A 15,166-nucleotide genomic window follows, 5' to 3' on the forward strand; every position below is an offset into this window, starting at 1 on the left:
AAGAAAAGACAACGAGAATTTTCAATGAAAAGAATGTTAATTAACGCAACTCAAAAAGAAGAGTTGCGTGTCGCTCTGGTTGATGGCCAGCGACTTTTCGATCTTGATATCGAGAGTCCAGGTCATGAATCTAAAAAAGCGAATATCTACAAAGGACGTATCACACGTATCGAACCTAGCTTAGAAGCCGCATTTGTTGATTACGGTGCTGAGCGTCACGGTTTCCTCCCTCTTAAAGAAATTGCCCGCGAATATTTCCCTGAAGGTTACACCTACCAAGGTCGTCCAAGCATTAAAGAAGTGCTGACCGAAGGCCAAGAAGTCATCGTTCAAGTGGAAAAAGAGGAACGTGGTAGCAAGGGCGCTGCTCTGACTACTTTCATTTCTCTTGCTGGTAGTTACCTTGTTCTTATGCCTAATAATCCTCGAGCTGGCGGTATCTCTCGCCGTATCGAGGGTGATGAGCGTACGCAACTAAAAGCGGCGCTAAGCACTTTGGAGCTGCCACAAGGCATGGGCCTGATTGTCCGTACTGCTGGCGTAGGTAAGAGTGCAGAAGAGCTTGAGTGGGACCTAAACGTACTACTTAACCATTGGGGAGCAATCAAAGGCGCAGCAGACTCGAACCCTGCTCCATTTTTAATCCACCAAGAAAGTAACGTTATCGTTCGTGCTATTCGTGACTACCTACGCCGTGATATTGGCGAAATTCTTATCGATAGCAACACTATCTATGAACGTGCGAAAGAGCACATTCAACTAGTTCGCCCTGATTTCGTTAGCCGCATTAAGAAATACGAAGGTGAAGTACCACTGTTCAGCCACTACCAAATCGAAAGCCAAATTGAATCGGCTTTTCAACGTGAAGTGCGCCTGCCGTCTGGTGGTTCTATTGTTATCGACCCAACAGAAGCGTTAACTTCTATCGATATTAACTCTGCTCGTGCCACAAAGGGTGGCGATATCGAAGAGACAGCGCTAAACACAAACCTAGAAGCAGCAGACGAGATCGCCCGACAATTGCGTCTACGTGATCTCGGTGGTCTGGTGGTTATCGACTTTATCGATATGACCCCAATTCGTCACCAACGTGAAGTAGAAAACCGCCTACGCGAAGCCGTTCGTTTAGATAGAGCTCGTGTACAGATCGGTCGTATTTCTCGCTTCGGTCTGCTAGAAATGTCTCGCCAACGTTTAAGCCCTTCTCTAGCAGAAGCAAGCCACCATATTTGTCCTCGTTGTAGCGGTACTGGTGTTGTTCGTGATAACGAATCGTTAGCGCTTTCTGTCCTTCGCCTGATTGAAGAAGAGGCGTTAAAAGACAATACAGCACAAGTATTAGCCGTTGTACCAGTGCCCATCGCTTCCTACCTATTGAACGAAAAGCGCCGCTCGGTTAACCACATCGAACGTATTCAAGAAGTGAAGATCACCGTAGTTCCTAACTCTGATATGGAAACACCGCACTTTGAAGTAATCCGCGTTCGTGAAGGTGAAGAGTTTGATCTGATTTCTTATCTACTTCCTAAGAAACTGGAAGCAATGAAAGAAGCGGAAGGTAAAGAGCCCGTTGAGGTTGATGTAAAACCTAAACGACTTGAAGAACCTGTTCTTAAAGGCTTTGCAGCACCAACTCAAACAGCTCCTGCTCCTGTAGCTAAACCAGCTCCAGAAGTGAAAAAGCAGAAACAAGAAAAGAAAGTTGAACAAGAAGAGCAACCTGGACTGTTCAGCCGTTTGTTTAAAGCACTTGGTAGCTTCCTATCTAGTGGCTCTGAAGAAGTACAAGAAGAGCCGAAACCTCAAGAAGAGAAAAAACCAAATCACGACAACAAACGTGACCGTAACGATCGCCGCCGAAATAATAATCAACGCGATAATCGTGATAACAGACGTCGTCGTAAGCCTCGTGATGAGCAAGCCAATGAACAAAGTGAAGCTCAACAACCAAATAACAAGCAGCAAAACCGTAACCAGAAGCGTAAACCGAAAGCTCAACAAGCTGAAAAAGCTCAAGAGCCAAAAGCGAACGACAAAGTAGCGGAAAAAGGCCTACAACTTGCAGCTGAAGCTCGTTCTGAGACGAAGCCAGAAGAGAATAAGCCGAAACAAAATGCGAAAACAGAGAAAGTGAAAGAGCGCCGTCAACGTCGCAAATTAAACAAATCTGTCCGTATTAAAGATCAGCAGGCTGAAGAGTATATCGCGGAAGAAAATCCGGTCGCAGAAGTGGTTGAAGCGAAAATTGAGAAGCCGTCAAAAGTTGAGAAGCCGTCAGAAGCCGCAACTGAAGCGCAACAAGACAACAAGCAGCCAGAGTCGAAACAGCGCCGTAACCGTCGTTCTCCTCGTCATCTGCGTGCAAGTGGTCAACGTCGACGCAGAGGTCGCGATCGTCGCCCTAACCCATTCCGTCTGCGTAAAGGTGGAGTAGCCTCTCCAGAAATGGCAATGGGGAAAGTAATGCCACGTTACACTCCAAAATCAGCACCTAAGAAAGAAGAACGTACACAGGAAGAAGTTGTAACGGCGGTAACAGCCATCCAAGGTGGCTTTGCTTGTCCAGAGATGGCAATGGGGAAAGTGATTATCCGTCGCGATCAACCTCTTGCATCAGAAACGCCTGTTAGCGCTAAAACAACGCAAGATAAGGCTGAAAATGTAGAAGCCCCTGTCGTTGAAACAGCCGTTGCTGATTCGGTTACAGCCGAACAAACAACGGTTGAACCAACCGTTCAAGCAGTTGAAACTCCGATTGCTGAAACGGCAGATACAGCGGTAGACGAAACTCCAGTTCAAGAGCCGATCATTGAGACAATAGTTGAAGAGCCTAAGGTTGAACCAATAGCAACCGAAGCTCCAACAAAAGCTGAAGACGCTAAAGCAAAAGTGATTAAGGTAGCAGCAGCCAAACTTAGTGCCAGCGCACCTATGACAAAAGCGCCAGGCTCTCAAGAAATGAAAGAGATCGAGGTTTCCGCGGCCCCTTTCAAAGCTGAGCGATACCAGCCAAAAGGTGCGGGTAGCCAAGCTGCAAAAAACCGTGCTTCTTCAGAAATGACAAAGCCAGACTTTAACTAAGTCAACGCTCATTGCAGCGAGAATGCAACAACGGAAAAAGGGCTGCCATATCGGCAGCCCTTTTTATTGATTGTTTATATCAATGACTGTTCACATAGGTGTGTCATTTCTTGCATCATTCTTGAACTTAGTCACACTTTTCGGTAGCATGCGCCGACTTAATTTTTCGACACCTTCCTGATGCCGCTCTTTTATTACTACGGTTTACACTGCGATAATTGATCAAAACTCAATCACCCAGTAACTTGCGCAAATACGAGTATGTGTCGGGATCAACTCATTTTAAAGAGAACTAAAAACAAACATGTTCGAATTTCCGCAATTTTCTAAGCACTCTGTAAAAAACGACGTGCTGTCAGGCTTAACGGTAGCGCTCGCATTAGTTCCTGAAGCTGTCGCATTTGCGTTCGTTGCTGGTGTAGACCCTATGGTTGGTCTGTACGCAGCATTCATCGTTGGCCTTATCACCTCTATCTTTGGTGGCCGCCCTGGTATGATATCAGGTGCAACAGGTGCCATGGCAGTCGTAATGGTTTCGCTTGTCGCGACTCACGGTATCCAGTACCTATTCGCAGCCATCATGCTCGCTGGTATTCTTCAAATTGCCGCTGGTATGTTTAAATTGGGTAAGTTCATCCGTATCGTACCTCACCCTGTGATGATCGGTTTTGTAAACGGTCTGGCTATTGTTATCTTCTTAGCTCAATTGGGTCAGTTTAAAGCGCCAGACGTCAACGGCATGCTTACTTGGCTACCACAAGACCAAATGCTGCTAATGCTTGGTTTGGTTGCGCTAACCATGGCAATCATTCACTTTCTACCCAAAATCACGACAGCGGTACCCTCGTCTCTCGTGGCGATCGTCACCGTAACTGCGCTTGTGGTAGGCTTAGATCTAGACACTCGCACTGTCGTCGACTTCCTGCGTACTATGTCTGGTGATGAAGCAGCAACGTTGGCCGGCTCTCTCCCGACATTCTCTATTCCAGCGGTTCCATTTACGCTTGAAACTCTACAAATCATTCTGCCTTACGCAATTATTCTTGCAGCAATCGGCCTAATTGAATCATTGCTGACTCTGACAGTGTTGGATGAGATGACGAACACTCGTGGCCAATCTAACCGTGAATGTATCGGTCAAGGTATGGCAAACATGACGTGTTCTGTATTTGGTGCAATGGGCGGTTGTGCAATGATTGGTCAGTCGATGATCAACGTAAACTCCGGTGGTCGCGGTCGTCTATCTGGTATTATTGCTGCAAGTGCCCTGTTGGTTTTCATCCTGTTTGCTTCATCACTGATTGAGATGATCCCACTAGCAGCACTCGTTGGTGTGATGTTCATGGTGGTGATTGGCACCTTTGAGTGGGCAACATTTAAACTCGCGCGACGCGTACCAAAGCAAGACTTCTTCGTTATCTTGTTAGTGACGATTGTCACGGTTCTTACTGACCTCGCCGTTGCAGTAGCGATCGGTGTTATCGTTTCGGCACTGATGTTTGCATGGCAACATGCGAAGCACATCTACGCAGACACATGCTTAAATGAAGAAGGATCTAAAGAGTATAAGATTCACGGTCCTATTTTCTTCGGGTCTGCAGCAAACTTCCTTGAATTGTTCAATGCTCATGACGATCCAAAAGATGTGATTGTGGACTTCGCGGACTCGCGCGTGACTGATCACTCTGCAATTGAAGCGATTGAAACACTAGCAGAACGTTACAGCTCTCAAGGTAAAACGCTACACCTTCGTCACCTAAGCCCAGATTGCCGCAAGCTTCTAGATAAAGCTGGCAGCTTGGTTGAAATCAATGTGAAGGAAGACCCAAGCTACAAAGTCGCAACCGACCTTCTCGCGGGTTAATACAGACATAAAGGGATGAGCTAAGCTCATCCCTTTTTCTATTGTCTTCAAACCACACGATTATAGCTTCTTCAAAATCGCTTCTGATGCCTCTTCAATTAAATCAAGCACCAATTCAAAGCCATCTTCTCCACCGTAATATGGGTCTGGGACTTCATCGTAATTTGAAACCGAATGACTCAAAAATAGCGATACCTTGTGTCGGTACTCCAACGGACAAATATCCAATAAATCAGCTAAATTCGCTTTGTCCGCGGCTAAGATAAGGTCAAACTTGTCAAAGTCATCAATGGTAACTTGACGCGCACGCATTCCTTTAAAAGAGTAACCTCGCTGCTTTCCTGCGGCCATTGCCCTTGAATCCGGTGGGTTTCCTGCGTGGTAGCCAATCGTACCTGCCGAATCAACCTCCACGGCAATACCCAACTCTTGAGCTTTCGCTCTTAACACGGCTTCTCCGGTTGGTGACCGACAAATGTTTCCCATACAAACAACAAGTATTTTCTTCATTTTATTCCCTGAATTATCGGTGGTTTTTCTTCACGATATGTTGGTCTATCATAGCGAGATAAATCAATGAACCCAAATCAGCTTGGGCAAAGCACAAAAAGGAATTGAGGAAGTATTATGTCTATCGAAGAAAATAAAGAAGCACGCCATAAGGCTCGCCAACAAAAAGTCAAAGAACAGGTAGACGCAAAAATTGCTGCTGCTCAAGAGGAAAAAGGTCTACTACTGATCATTACCGGAAATGGTAAAGGTAAATCGACATCAGGATTCGGTACGATAGCACGCGCAGTGGGTCATGGTTTGAATTGTGCTGTCGCTCAGTTTATTAAAGGTACATGGGACAATGGTGAGCGCAACCTACTTGAGAAACTCGGCGTTAAATTCCAAGTAATGGCGACCGGCTTTACATGGGAAACTCAAAACAAAGCCGCTGATACCGAAGCAGCTCAAGGCGTATGGCAAGAATGTAAGCGCATGCTCAAAGATGAATCTATCGATGTGGTTCTTTTTGACGAGCTGACGTACATGGTGAGCTACGGCTACATTGACTTAGATGAGGTCGTTGAAGCACTGAACAACCGCCCTAAAATGCAGTCGGTTATCATTACTGGTCGTGGCGCACATCGCACCCTGATTGAAATCGCCGATACCGTTTCTGAAGTGAAGAATGTAAAGCATGCATTTGAATCAGGCGTCAAAGCGCTGAAAGGTGTCGACTGGTAAAGCTCACCAGCAGAATTAAAAAAGGGTTGGCTAATGCCAACCCTTTTTGCTTTGGCTCGAATCTAATTGAATAGATTCTTTATCAAACCATCGACTGCTTCTTTGGTTTTTTCATCTTTGATCTTGTCCGTTAGCTTCTCTACACCACGGTCAATTTCTTTCTGAGCTTTCTGTTTCAGAACATCATCAAATACCAGTTTGAATTTAGGATCCGCCCACTGACCAGACACATTGATCGGAATAGTAATGTCTTTCAACTCATCAATATCTTTACCGCCTTGGCCTTCTAGGCTACCTACGACTGATGTGCTGATAGTAAAGTCGACAGTTTCATTGATGTAGTTTGCGGTGCCTTTACCACGAACACGTAGCAATGGAGACTGAGCTTGCATATTATCCGTTAATACGACACCTTTGTTGAGCTTCAATGTCGCCGTCATCGCACTAAAGTCTGTTTTCTTAGCTTCATTTGTGCCTTCGACTTTTTGCCCTTTAAATTTCGCGTAGTTTTCACGAATCAACTGAGCAACGTTGATGCCATTCACCGCACCGTCAGCAAAATTGATAACAACCGTACCAGAAAGATTCTTCTTGATACCGGTAGGCGTTAGACTCTTACCTGTAATATTCACATCAATGTTACCCGTCCCTTCGAGCTTATCGTTATTAGCGACATCAATAAGTAACGGTTGAACTTTCACGCCCTTGATTGACTTCTTCACACTGTAAGTCGCTGGTGACTGGCGTGCATCTAACTTCGCTGTCGCTGAGATTGAGCCTTGGTACAGCTTCGAACTAAATGAAGTAATCTCAAATACGCCACGATTTACAGTGAAGCTCGTTTTTACCGCTTCCATCTTCGCATTTGCCGCTTTGAATTTGTCGATGGTAATGTCACCCTTTACATCTAACGTTTTCAACGCAGACAAATCAGGCTCAACCTCAGACCCAGCTGGAGCACTCTCGCCACCAGAAGCAGGCTTATTACCTTCGGAAGCTTGCTGATCTAATCCTAAGAATTCATCAAGATCGATATTTGGGCTGTGGAGAGCAAATCGTACTTTAGGAATATCACCAAGTGTCACATCTGCCTTACCATCTAAGGCGATAGCATTCGCTGTTAATTTCTCTAGGACAAAACTCAGATGGTTTTTCGTTAGGTCGAAAGACAGATCAGACACCATGTCGACTTTCATCGGTGACTGAGGTAATGCATCCCCCTCAAAAGTCGATTTAACAGTTAACTTATCCAGCTGCACTTTGCTGATAGCCTTGTCTACACTAAGTTGACCAGCACCCTGCATATCTAACTTCATACCACCAGCGTCGCCCTTCATGGCATAAGTCAGGTTATTTACTTTATCGAATTCAAACGTATCTAAACCGATCGTTGCCGATTCAATCTTATTGGCAGGGTCAGTGTATGTCGCATCGAAGTTGATGTTCTTTAGCGCGTAGTTTGCCAAACCTTTTTCTAGCTTAAAGTCTACCTGACCTTTCGCGGTGAACTTTTGGTCGTTCATTTCGCCCTTCACGCCAAAATCAGCCGTTGTCCAGTTGTCAAAAGCGAATTCGGAAAGGTTTAATGAGATGTCGTAAAGCTTGGTGTAACTTCCGGCTTGCTTGTCCTGAATTTCTAATGAGCCGTTAGAAACCGTAACACCAGCAAGATTAATGCTCCAATCTGAGCCAGAAGGCTGCGTTTCACCATTTTGCGCTGTCGCTGTATCACTCGCTTGCTCTGCTTGCTCTGCTTGCTGAGTTTGCGCTTTCGTCAATGCATTAATATTCTTGCTGCCATCTTTCTTGGTTTCGATATAGAACTCAGCGCCATCCAGCGTGACATTACCAATTTCAAGCTGCTGACTGAGAAGTGGCATAACGGAAATATCAATACCAACCGTATCAACTTTGAATAAGTTGGGTTTACTAAAGCCTTGAGGGTTTCGCAATTCTGTATGTCCCAGCTCAAAGCCGATCGATGGGAAAAATTGCCAGCTGATATCTCCTTCAATCACCAGTTCTAACCCTGTTTGCTTTTGCGCTTGTTCAACAATAAGGGGCTTAAACTGGTTCGGATTGACGAAGATAGTTAACGCTAAAATTGCGACCAAAATGACCACAATCGGTATTGCTAGAATTAAGAGCAGTTTCTTCATTTGTTTTTCCTTGCTCGAGTGTTTTTACAATTATAACCGCAGGCTAGATTTACCGCTGACAGTTCCACAAAAACGTCCGGTTTTTCCTTGCAACTGACTAATTTAAAAACAAAAAAAAGAAGTGGCACTTACCGTGCCACTTCTTAACATAAAAATAAAGCAATATAGCCTTCTAAAAACTTAAGCTTTCAAAAGTTTTGCAATGTGAGCTTTTAGTACATCAATCGCAATACGGTTTTTACCACCGCGAGGCACAATGATGTCCGCATATTGTTTAGAAGGTTCAATAAACTGCATGAACATCGGACGTACGGTTTGCTGGTATTGCTTAAGAACAGATTCCATTGTACGACCTCGCTCCTCAACGTCACGTTTAACCCGTCGAAGAAGACAGATATCGAGTGGCGTATCCATAAATATCGTCGCATGCATCAAATCACGAAGGCGAGGGTCAGTAAGAAGAAGAATACCTTCTAAAATGATTACCTTTTTAGGGGTCATTATTGTCGTATTGTTTGTTCTTGTATGCTCAGTGTAGCTGTACTCCGGTACCTTTACCGCTTCACCACGCCCCAGCTTTTCAAGGTGCTCACACAGTAGATCGTGATCTAACGCACTCGGGTGGTCGTAGTTCGCCTTTACTCGCTCTTCCATGCTTAGGTGGCTTTGGTCGTTGTAGTAACAATCTTCCGTGATGACACCGATTTGATGATCGCCTACTTTCTCGCGAAGCTCATTATAAATAGTGCTTGCGATCAGACTTTTTCCAGAAGCTGAAGCGCCAGCAATACCGACGATGACGCATTGATTATTATCAGACATTAGTTTGCACCCGATGATGATTTTCTAGTCACATAAAAAGATAAACTGCGTGATTATAGGGAGTTCCCCCCTTAGTTACTAGCTGGAATTAGGGTTTAGTCGTAAGTTTCTGCCTGCTCAGAGGATTAATCTCCAAGCAAACGTTAAAATGTGCAATCATCACCCAATTGGCATAGTAAACTTAGTTCACCATTGTAAAACTAATTGCCTCTGGTTTGGCTTTGCCTTGCCAAAACATCGTGCTACATACACGGTCAGCGAGTTGCTTATAATAACCGGCATGTTCGCTTTCTGGCCGTCTTGCTACTGTTGGTATCCCCGTATCAATGTCTTCTCGCATAGAAATATGCAATGGAATTTGACCTAATAATGCTAAGCCAAATTCTTGTGACATTTTTTCTGCGCCACCCATACCAAAAATATGTTCTTTCGCACCGCATTGACTACAGATGTGGTAACTCATATTTTCCACAACACCGATAACTGGAACATGAACCTTGTTAAACATCGCCGCGCCTTTTCTTGCATCGGCTAAAGCAAGGTCTTGCGGTGTCGTGACCAACACACTTCCGGTTACTGGAATCTGCTGAGACAAGGTCAACTGAATATCACCGGTACCTGGCGGCATATCGATAACTAAGTAATCCAAATCGGGCCAATCGGTTTCGGTTAGTAATTGCGACAACGCTTTTGAAGCCATTGGACCTCGCCAAATTGCCGCTTCCGATTTATCAACCAAGTAACCAATAGAATGAGTATAGATCCCGTGAGCAAAAACTGGCTTCATCCATTTTCCGTCTCGAACCTCGGGTTTCGCATCCTCTTGACCCAGCATCATCGGTACGGAAGGACCATAGATATCGGCATCAAGCAAGCCGACTTTCGCGCCAGATTGAGCAATCGCCAACGCTAAGTTGACCGCTGTGGTTGATTTACCGACCCCGCCTTTTGCCGAACTTACGGCGATGATATTTTTCACACCTTTTACTGGGTTGTCCACTTGTGTTTCTAATGCTTTAACGCCAAGACCAATATGGCATGGAAACTCCGGCACTGTGCCTACAGTTTGCTGATGTCTGATCCAGTCGCGTAATTCGTACTGAAGCCCATTACTTGCAAAGGGCAATGTTACCTCTACCTCACCTTGCGCTGTAATTGCGATGACATCGTGAATATCAGCCCAGTTTTCCACCAATTGTGGATGCTGGTATTGGTTAAACCAATCACAAAAATCTTGTTTTGAAGTGAACTGATGCATAAGTCCTCCTTTTAAAGTGCCATGCTAACACCGTCCCGCCTTAACCAGAACCCTAAAAAAACTAAGCCATTACGCAGTTTGACATCTTGGAGTTAGTGAATGCATGGGGTAGTATTATCCATCAAAATTTTTATACCTATCAAGAAAAGCGAATATTAAGTATGGCAAACGATCCAAGAATTCTTTCTTCAAGAAAAATGCTGGTAACTTGTGCCCTTCCGTACGCTAACGGTTCGATCCACCTTGGTCATATGCTTGAGCATATCCAAGCGGACATTTGGGTTCGTTACCAACGCCTACGCGGTAACACTGTAAACTTCATCTGTGCTGACGATGCTCACGGCACGCCAATCATGCTTAAAGCGCAACAGATGGGTATTACTCCTGAGGAAATGATTGCCGCAGTCAGCGAAGAGCACCAAAAAGACTTTGCAGGCTTTGATATCAGCTTTGATAACTACCACAGCACACATTCAGAAGAAAATCGTGAGCTGGCTTCGCATATCTACTTAGAGCTAAAGAAAAACGGCTTTATTTCTAGCCGCACCATTTCTCAGTTGTTTGATCCTGAGAAAAAGATGTTCTTACCGGACCGTTTCGTAAAAGGCACTTGTCCAAAATGTAAATCAGAAGATCAATATGGCGATAATTGTGACGCATGTGGTGAGGCTTACAGTCCAACCGAACTGATCAATCCTAAATCTGCGGTTTCTGGTGCAACTCCGGTAATGAAAGATTCCGAGCACTTCTTCTTCGACCTCCCTCAGTTTGAAAGCATGTTAAAGGCGTGGACTCGCTCTGGCTCTCTACAAAATGAAACCGCGAATAAGATGCAAGAGTGGTTCGAATCGGGTCTGCAACAATGGGATATTTCACGTGATGCGCCATACTTTGGCTTTGAGATCCCAGGCGAAAAAGATAAGTTTTTCTACGTATGGTTAGACGCACCGATCGGCTATATGGGTTCATTCAAAAACCTATGTGACAAGCGTGACGACCTCGACTTCAACGAATACTGGAAAAAAGACAGCTCGGCTGAGCTTTACCATTTCATCGGTAAAGACATCGTTTACTTCCATAGCCTATTCTGGCCAGCAATGCTTCAAGGGTCAGGTTTCCGTCAACCAAACAACATCTTCGTTCACGGCTACGTCACGGTTAACGGCGCGAAAATGTCTAAGTCTAAGGGCACATTCGTAAAAGCAAGTACTTACCTAGAACACCTAGATCCAGAGTGTCTCCGCTACTACTACGCAGCGAAACTTAATAGCCGCATTGATGATCTCGACCTTAACCTTGAAGATTTCACGCAACGTGTGAACGCTGACGTCGTCAACAAGATCGTTAACCTCGCCTCTCGTAATGCTGGCTTTATCGCTAAACGCTTTGACGGCAAACTGTCTGACAACTTTGCAGAACCTGAACTATACAAAGAGTTCGTCGCCGCAGCAGAGCACATCGCAGAGCTTTACGAAAGTCGTGAGTTTAGTCGTGCGATCCGTGAAATTACTGCATTAGCCGACAAAGCAAACCAATACGTTGACGAAAAAGCGCCTTGGGTAATCGCCAAAGTAGAAGGCAAAGATCAGGAACTTCAAGAGATCTGCTCTGTGGGTATCAACCTTTTCCGCGTTCTGATGACCTACCTAAAACCAGTGATGCCAGCACTCGCTGCACGTACAGAAGCATTCCTAAACCAAGAGCTAACTTGGGACGGCATGACTCAGCCACTAACAAGCCACGAAATCACTAAGTTTAAAGCACTATTCAACCGTATTGATCCGAAGAGGGTTGAAGCAATGGTCGAGGCTTCTAAAGAAGATGCCGCAGTTGAAATGGCAGCAAAAGAGAAAGCGGAAGCAGAAAAGAACGAGGCTAGCCAAACTGAGCTAGATAAAGATCCAATCTCTGATGAGATTGAGTTTGATACTTTTGCTCAAGTAGACATGCGTATCGCTCGCATTATTTCTTGTGAAGAAGTACCAAAAGCAAACAAACTACTGAAATTTCAACTGGATATCGGTGGCGAAACACGCCAAGTATTCTCTGGTATTAAATCGGCATACAAACCGGAAGAACTAGAAGGCAAGCTAACAGTTATGGTTGCGAACTTGAAACCTCGTAAAATGAAGTTTGGTATGTCTGAAGGCATGATCCTAGCCGCTGGTCCTGGTGGCACTGACCTATGGATCCTAGAGCCGCACGAAGGCGCTCAACCAGGTATGCGCGTCATGTAACTCGTTACTTTACTGCCCAATCCGAAAATCCCCGCGAGACTCTGTGGGGATTTTTTTGGTCAAATTCACAGGATTGGTGAACTGTTGCACCATGAATACACAAACTTATTCATTTAAAAACATAAGTCCATATTTTTAAATGAATTTTAATTTGGCATCAAAACTGCTAACTCTTGTTTGATACTCCCAAATACTAACAAGGAGTTGGTTATGTTTGTTTTGATTTCATCTTTACTGTCTATCGCTATTTTAGTGGGCATATATCACCTGTCCTTCAAGCGGGAACAGCAACATATTCGCAAGTATCAACTACTCACCTTATTACGTGATGTTGTTCACCTGCTGCGACGCCACCGCGCAGCAACGCACTACTCGATTCATTTTCAACAAAATAACGAGCAAGAACTACACAAACTGCACCGAGCTCTCACCAAGAAGCTACACCTCCTAGTTGAAACCTCACACTTTGAAAATAAACCCATGTATCGCGTGCTGCAGATAAAAGTCGGTAAATTACTCGAAAAATGGCAAGACAGTAGCGTTGCCCGTAACCAAATGGAGCATGGCCGGTTAATTCGTCACTGCTTATTCTTAATGGATGAAACTACAATAGCGTGGTTGACCGAAGAACAACGAGATGAGTTACATGATGAGTATCATATGAACTGGCAATACATCATAGATAGCTTAGAGACTCTCACTCAGCTTCGTATCTGCATCCAAGACCTAAGTGAGCAAGGAGGAAGGGCGCGATTTAAACACTATGCATCGGTCATGACACGTAAGCTGAACCAATTAGCGATCATTGCCCCATTAAATATCGCCTCGCCAGTTGCGATGCGCGCCATACAAGTACTGGATGACTACGTAAATGAAAAGAATGCCAATATAACGGAAGCAGAGCTTTATCGGATTACATCTGATTTATCGCTCACTATTTTCAATACCTACGATCATGTTCTCTCTGATACCGTTGAGGCTTTATATCTGCCACTCCCCAGACTCTCAGTCGTAGGATAGAAATTTTCAATCCTACGTAGGAAGTCGTTCAGTGAGGCATTTACACATAAACTCTACTTAATAAAAAAACCGCAGGTTTATCGCCTGCGATTTTTAAGTATCGTGCGCTTCTTAGCGCTTAGCTATCATCTTCGGTGAAATTAGTCGGCAACTGTTTTTTCATCTCGTTCCAGATCTGCGCACTTTCAATACCATAATGACGAATCACAATAGGTAGCTGTTCACGTTGACCATTTTCACAAGTTTCTAGTAGCTGACGGTAAAAGTTCAGGGCTAGTTCACGAGAAGCCGGATTTGAGAAGTAGTAGCTACCGACGCGATCATACAGCTTTTTCAATCCATTAAAGATCAACCCATAAATTTGGTTACCAGAATGGAATGCAAGACGCTGGAACAACATGTAGTCGTAAAAGTTGAACGTTTTAGCAATCAAAATTTCTTGACGCTTCGTTTCGTCTTTTTCGTTATCTTCTTTCACACTCTGCACAACTTTGTCGGCATAAGGGGAAGAAGCGATAAATTCATCCCAAGAGCTGGCATTCATCAAAGCTTCACAAGACTCGATTACATTTTTGATGGTGCGCTCAGAACTTTCCTTATTTACTTTAAATGCATAACGCATAAAGATAGGACTGATATTAGTACGTGCCGCAAGCAAATCTTCAACAATATTTGTGGCGTTATCTACGTCCAATGTCATCAAAGTATCTAAGATATGCAGGCCTGAAGTCTCCATAAACTGGTTAACTTTCGTCGGTTTCCCGTGTTGGATAGTTAACCATCCATCACGTGCTAATCGTTGCAGAACCTCTCGTAAAGTCGTTCGAGTTACACCTATCAGTTCGGACAGCTCGCGCTCAGCAGGTAAAATTGAGCCCGGAGGAAAACGGCCGTTCCAAATGCTCTCGATAATATATTTTTCTGCGAATCCCGCAGGGCTTTTCGCCTTTATGACCATTCTACTTTTTATCCAATCTTGATTTATGAGGATCGATATTACTCATCATACCACTAGTTAACGATTTGAGAAAACTTACGATCAATAATTGAAACGACCCTTCAGCATAGAGTTATCACTCTAAACTCCACAATAAATTAGAGTGCTTTTTCGTTGAGTCCAAACCGATAAAATCCACATTTTATGCGAATGAAACAGCCCACAAGTTGAGGCGAAATAAAGACTACTGCGTCACAATTTTATATTCAAAATATGAAAAGTTAATTTGTAATTGACGGTTAATATTCTTTCTTAATTTACCTTTTCTCATCACTGAGTGTCATTTACAATCCAAGAGGATTTTTTTAAACCTTTCATGATATAGTTACACCGTTTTGATCGCGTTATTACATTTAAAAAGTACTCTTAGTCAATAACATCACGTATTGTTATTGACTAATGAATGCTTGAGTGTAGAGTCTGCGGTCGAAAATGAGCGGTGCTTAAGTTCAGGGGAAGTAACTTGGCAAGACTACAATAGGCAAAGGATTGTTG

The 15,166-nt window shown here is 44.2% G+C and carries 10 protein-coding genes; 5 read left to right on the forward strand and 5 right to left on the reverse strand.

Going from position 1 to position 15,166, the window contains the following annotated elements:
* The first annotated feature begins 24 nt into the window (after nt 1-24).
* Complete coding sequence (gene rne, locus AC3D28_RS06160; RefSeq protein WP_488535889.1) at nt 25-3,081, forward strand: ribonuclease E; 3,057 nt, start codon at nt 25-27, stop codon at nt 3,079-3,081.
* A 304-nt stretch (nt 3,082-3,385) separates the two neighbouring features.
* Entirely contained in the window at nt 3,386-4,945 is a 1,560-nt protein-coding gene (locus AC3D28_RS06165; protein WP_488535890.1) for a SulP family inorganic anion transporter, read from the forward strand.
* Between the two features lie 60 nt (nt 4,946-5,005).
* Here AC3D28_RS06165 and AC3D28_RS06170 read toward each other — a convergent pair whose 3' ends face one another.
* Entirely contained in the window at nt 5,006-5,455 is a 450-nt protein-coding gene (locus AC3D28_RS06170) for a low molecular weight protein-tyrosine-phosphatase (protein ID WP_488535891.1), read from the reverse strand.
* A gap of 117 nt (nt 5,456-5,572) precedes the next feature.
* Between AC3D28_RS06170 and cobO the strand changes: the two genes are divergently transcribed.
* Complete coding sequence (cobO, locus tag AC3D28_RS06175; RefSeq protein ID WP_488535892.1) at nt 5,573-6,178, forward strand: cob(I)yrinic acid a,c-diamide adenosyltransferase; 606 nt, start codon at nt 5,573-5,575, stop codon at nt 6,176-6,178.
* 62 nt (nt 6,179-6,240) lie between these two features.
* Here the strand turns inward: cobO and AC3D28_RS06180 are convergent, their stop codons facing one another.
* The 3 genes from AC3D28_RS06180 to apbC form a co-directional block, all read right to left on the reverse strand.
* On the reverse strand, nt 6,241-8,337 hold the full coding sequence (locus AC3D28_RS06180; RefSeq protein ID WP_488535893.1) for an AsmA family protein: 2,097 nt from the start codon (nt 8,335-8,337) through the stop codon (nt 6,241-6,243).
* A gap of 180 nt (nt 8,338-8,517) precedes the next feature.
* Nucleotides 8,518-9,159 (reverse strand): uridine kinase, encoded by a 642-nt coding sequence (udk, locus tag AC3D28_RS06185; protein WP_098415248.1) that lies wholly within the window; start codon nt 9,157-9,159, stop codon nt 8,518-8,520.
* Nucleotides 9,160-9,340: 181 nt separating this feature from the next.
* Nucleotides 9,341-10,417: an iron-sulfur cluster carrier protein ApbC gene (gene apbC, locus AC3D28_RS06190; protein ID WP_098415247.1), complete on the reverse strand. Its 1,077-nt coding sequence runs from the start codon at nt 10,415-10,417 to the stop codon at nt 9,341-9,343.
* 161 nt (nt 10,418-10,578) lie between these two features.
* Between apbC and metG the strand changes: the two genes are divergently transcribed.
* Together metG and AC3D28_RS06200 are read left to right on the forward strand one after the other, a co-directional pair.
* Complete coding sequence (metG, locus tag AC3D28_RS06195) at nt 10,579-12,654, forward strand: methionine--tRNA ligase (RefSeq protein ID WP_098415246.1); 2,076 nt, start codon at nt 10,579-10,581, stop codon at nt 12,652-12,654.
* Between the two features lie 210 nt (nt 12,655-12,864).
* The gene (locus AC3D28_RS06200) at nt 12,865-13,674 is read left to right on the forward strand and encodes a hypothetical protein (protein WP_488535894.1); all 810 of its coding nucleotides are present in this window, start codon (nt 12,865-12,867) and stop codon (nt 13,672-13,674) included.
* Between the two features lie 118 nt (nt 13,675-13,792).
* Here AC3D28_RS06200 and fadR read toward each other — a convergent pair whose 3' ends face one another.
* Nucleotides 13,793-14,632, reverse strand: a complete 840-nt coding sequence (gene fadR / locus AC3D28_RS06205; RefSeq protein WP_098415244.1) for a fatty acid metabolism transcriptional regulator FadR — start codon at nt 14,630-14,632, stop codon at nt 13,793-13,795.
* Nucleotides 14,633-15,166: the final 534 nt, after the last annotated feature.

The organism is Vibrio sp. TAP-3B (assembly GCF_057784735.1).

Bases quoted from the DNA above. Each gene is read 5' to 3' on its own strand.
- rne (WP_488535889.1), top strand. From the start codon at position 25: ATGAAAAGAATGTTAATTAACGCAACTCAAAAAGAAGAGTTGCGTGTC.
- AC3D28_RS06165 (WP_488535890.1), top strand. From the start codon at position 3,386: ATGTTCGAATTTCCGCAATTTTCTAAGCACTCTGTAAAAAACGACGTG.
- AC3D28_RS06170 (WP_488535891.1), bottom strand. From the start codon at position 5,455: ATGAAGAAAATACTTGTTGTTTGTATGGGAAACATTTGTCGGTCACCA.
- cobO (WP_488535892.1), top strand. From the start codon at position 5,573: ATGTCTATCGAAGAAAATAAAGAAGCACGCCATAAGGCTCGCCAACAA.
- AC3D28_RS06180 (WP_488535893.1), bottom strand. From the start codon at position 8,337: ATGAAGAAACTGCTCTTAATTCTAGCAATACCGATTGTGGTCATTTTG.
- udk (WP_098415248.1), bottom strand. From the start codon at position 9,159: ATGTCTGATAATAATCAATGCGTCATCGTCGGTATTGCTGGCGCTTCA.
- apbC (WP_098415247.1), bottom strand. From the start codon at position 10,417: ATGCATCAGTTCACTTCAAAACAAGATTTTTGTGATTGGTTTAACCAA.
- metG (WP_098415246.1), top strand. From the start codon at position 10,579: ATGGCAAACGATCCAAGAATTCTTTCTTCAAGAAAAATGCTGGTAACT.
- AC3D28_RS06200 (WP_488535894.1), top strand. From the start codon at position 12,865: ATGTTTGTTTTGATTTCATCTTTACTGTCTATCGCTATTTTAGTGGGC.
- fadR (WP_098415244.1), bottom strand. From the start codon at position 14,632: ATGGTCATAAAGGCGAAAAGCCCTGCGGGATTCGCAGAAAAATATATT.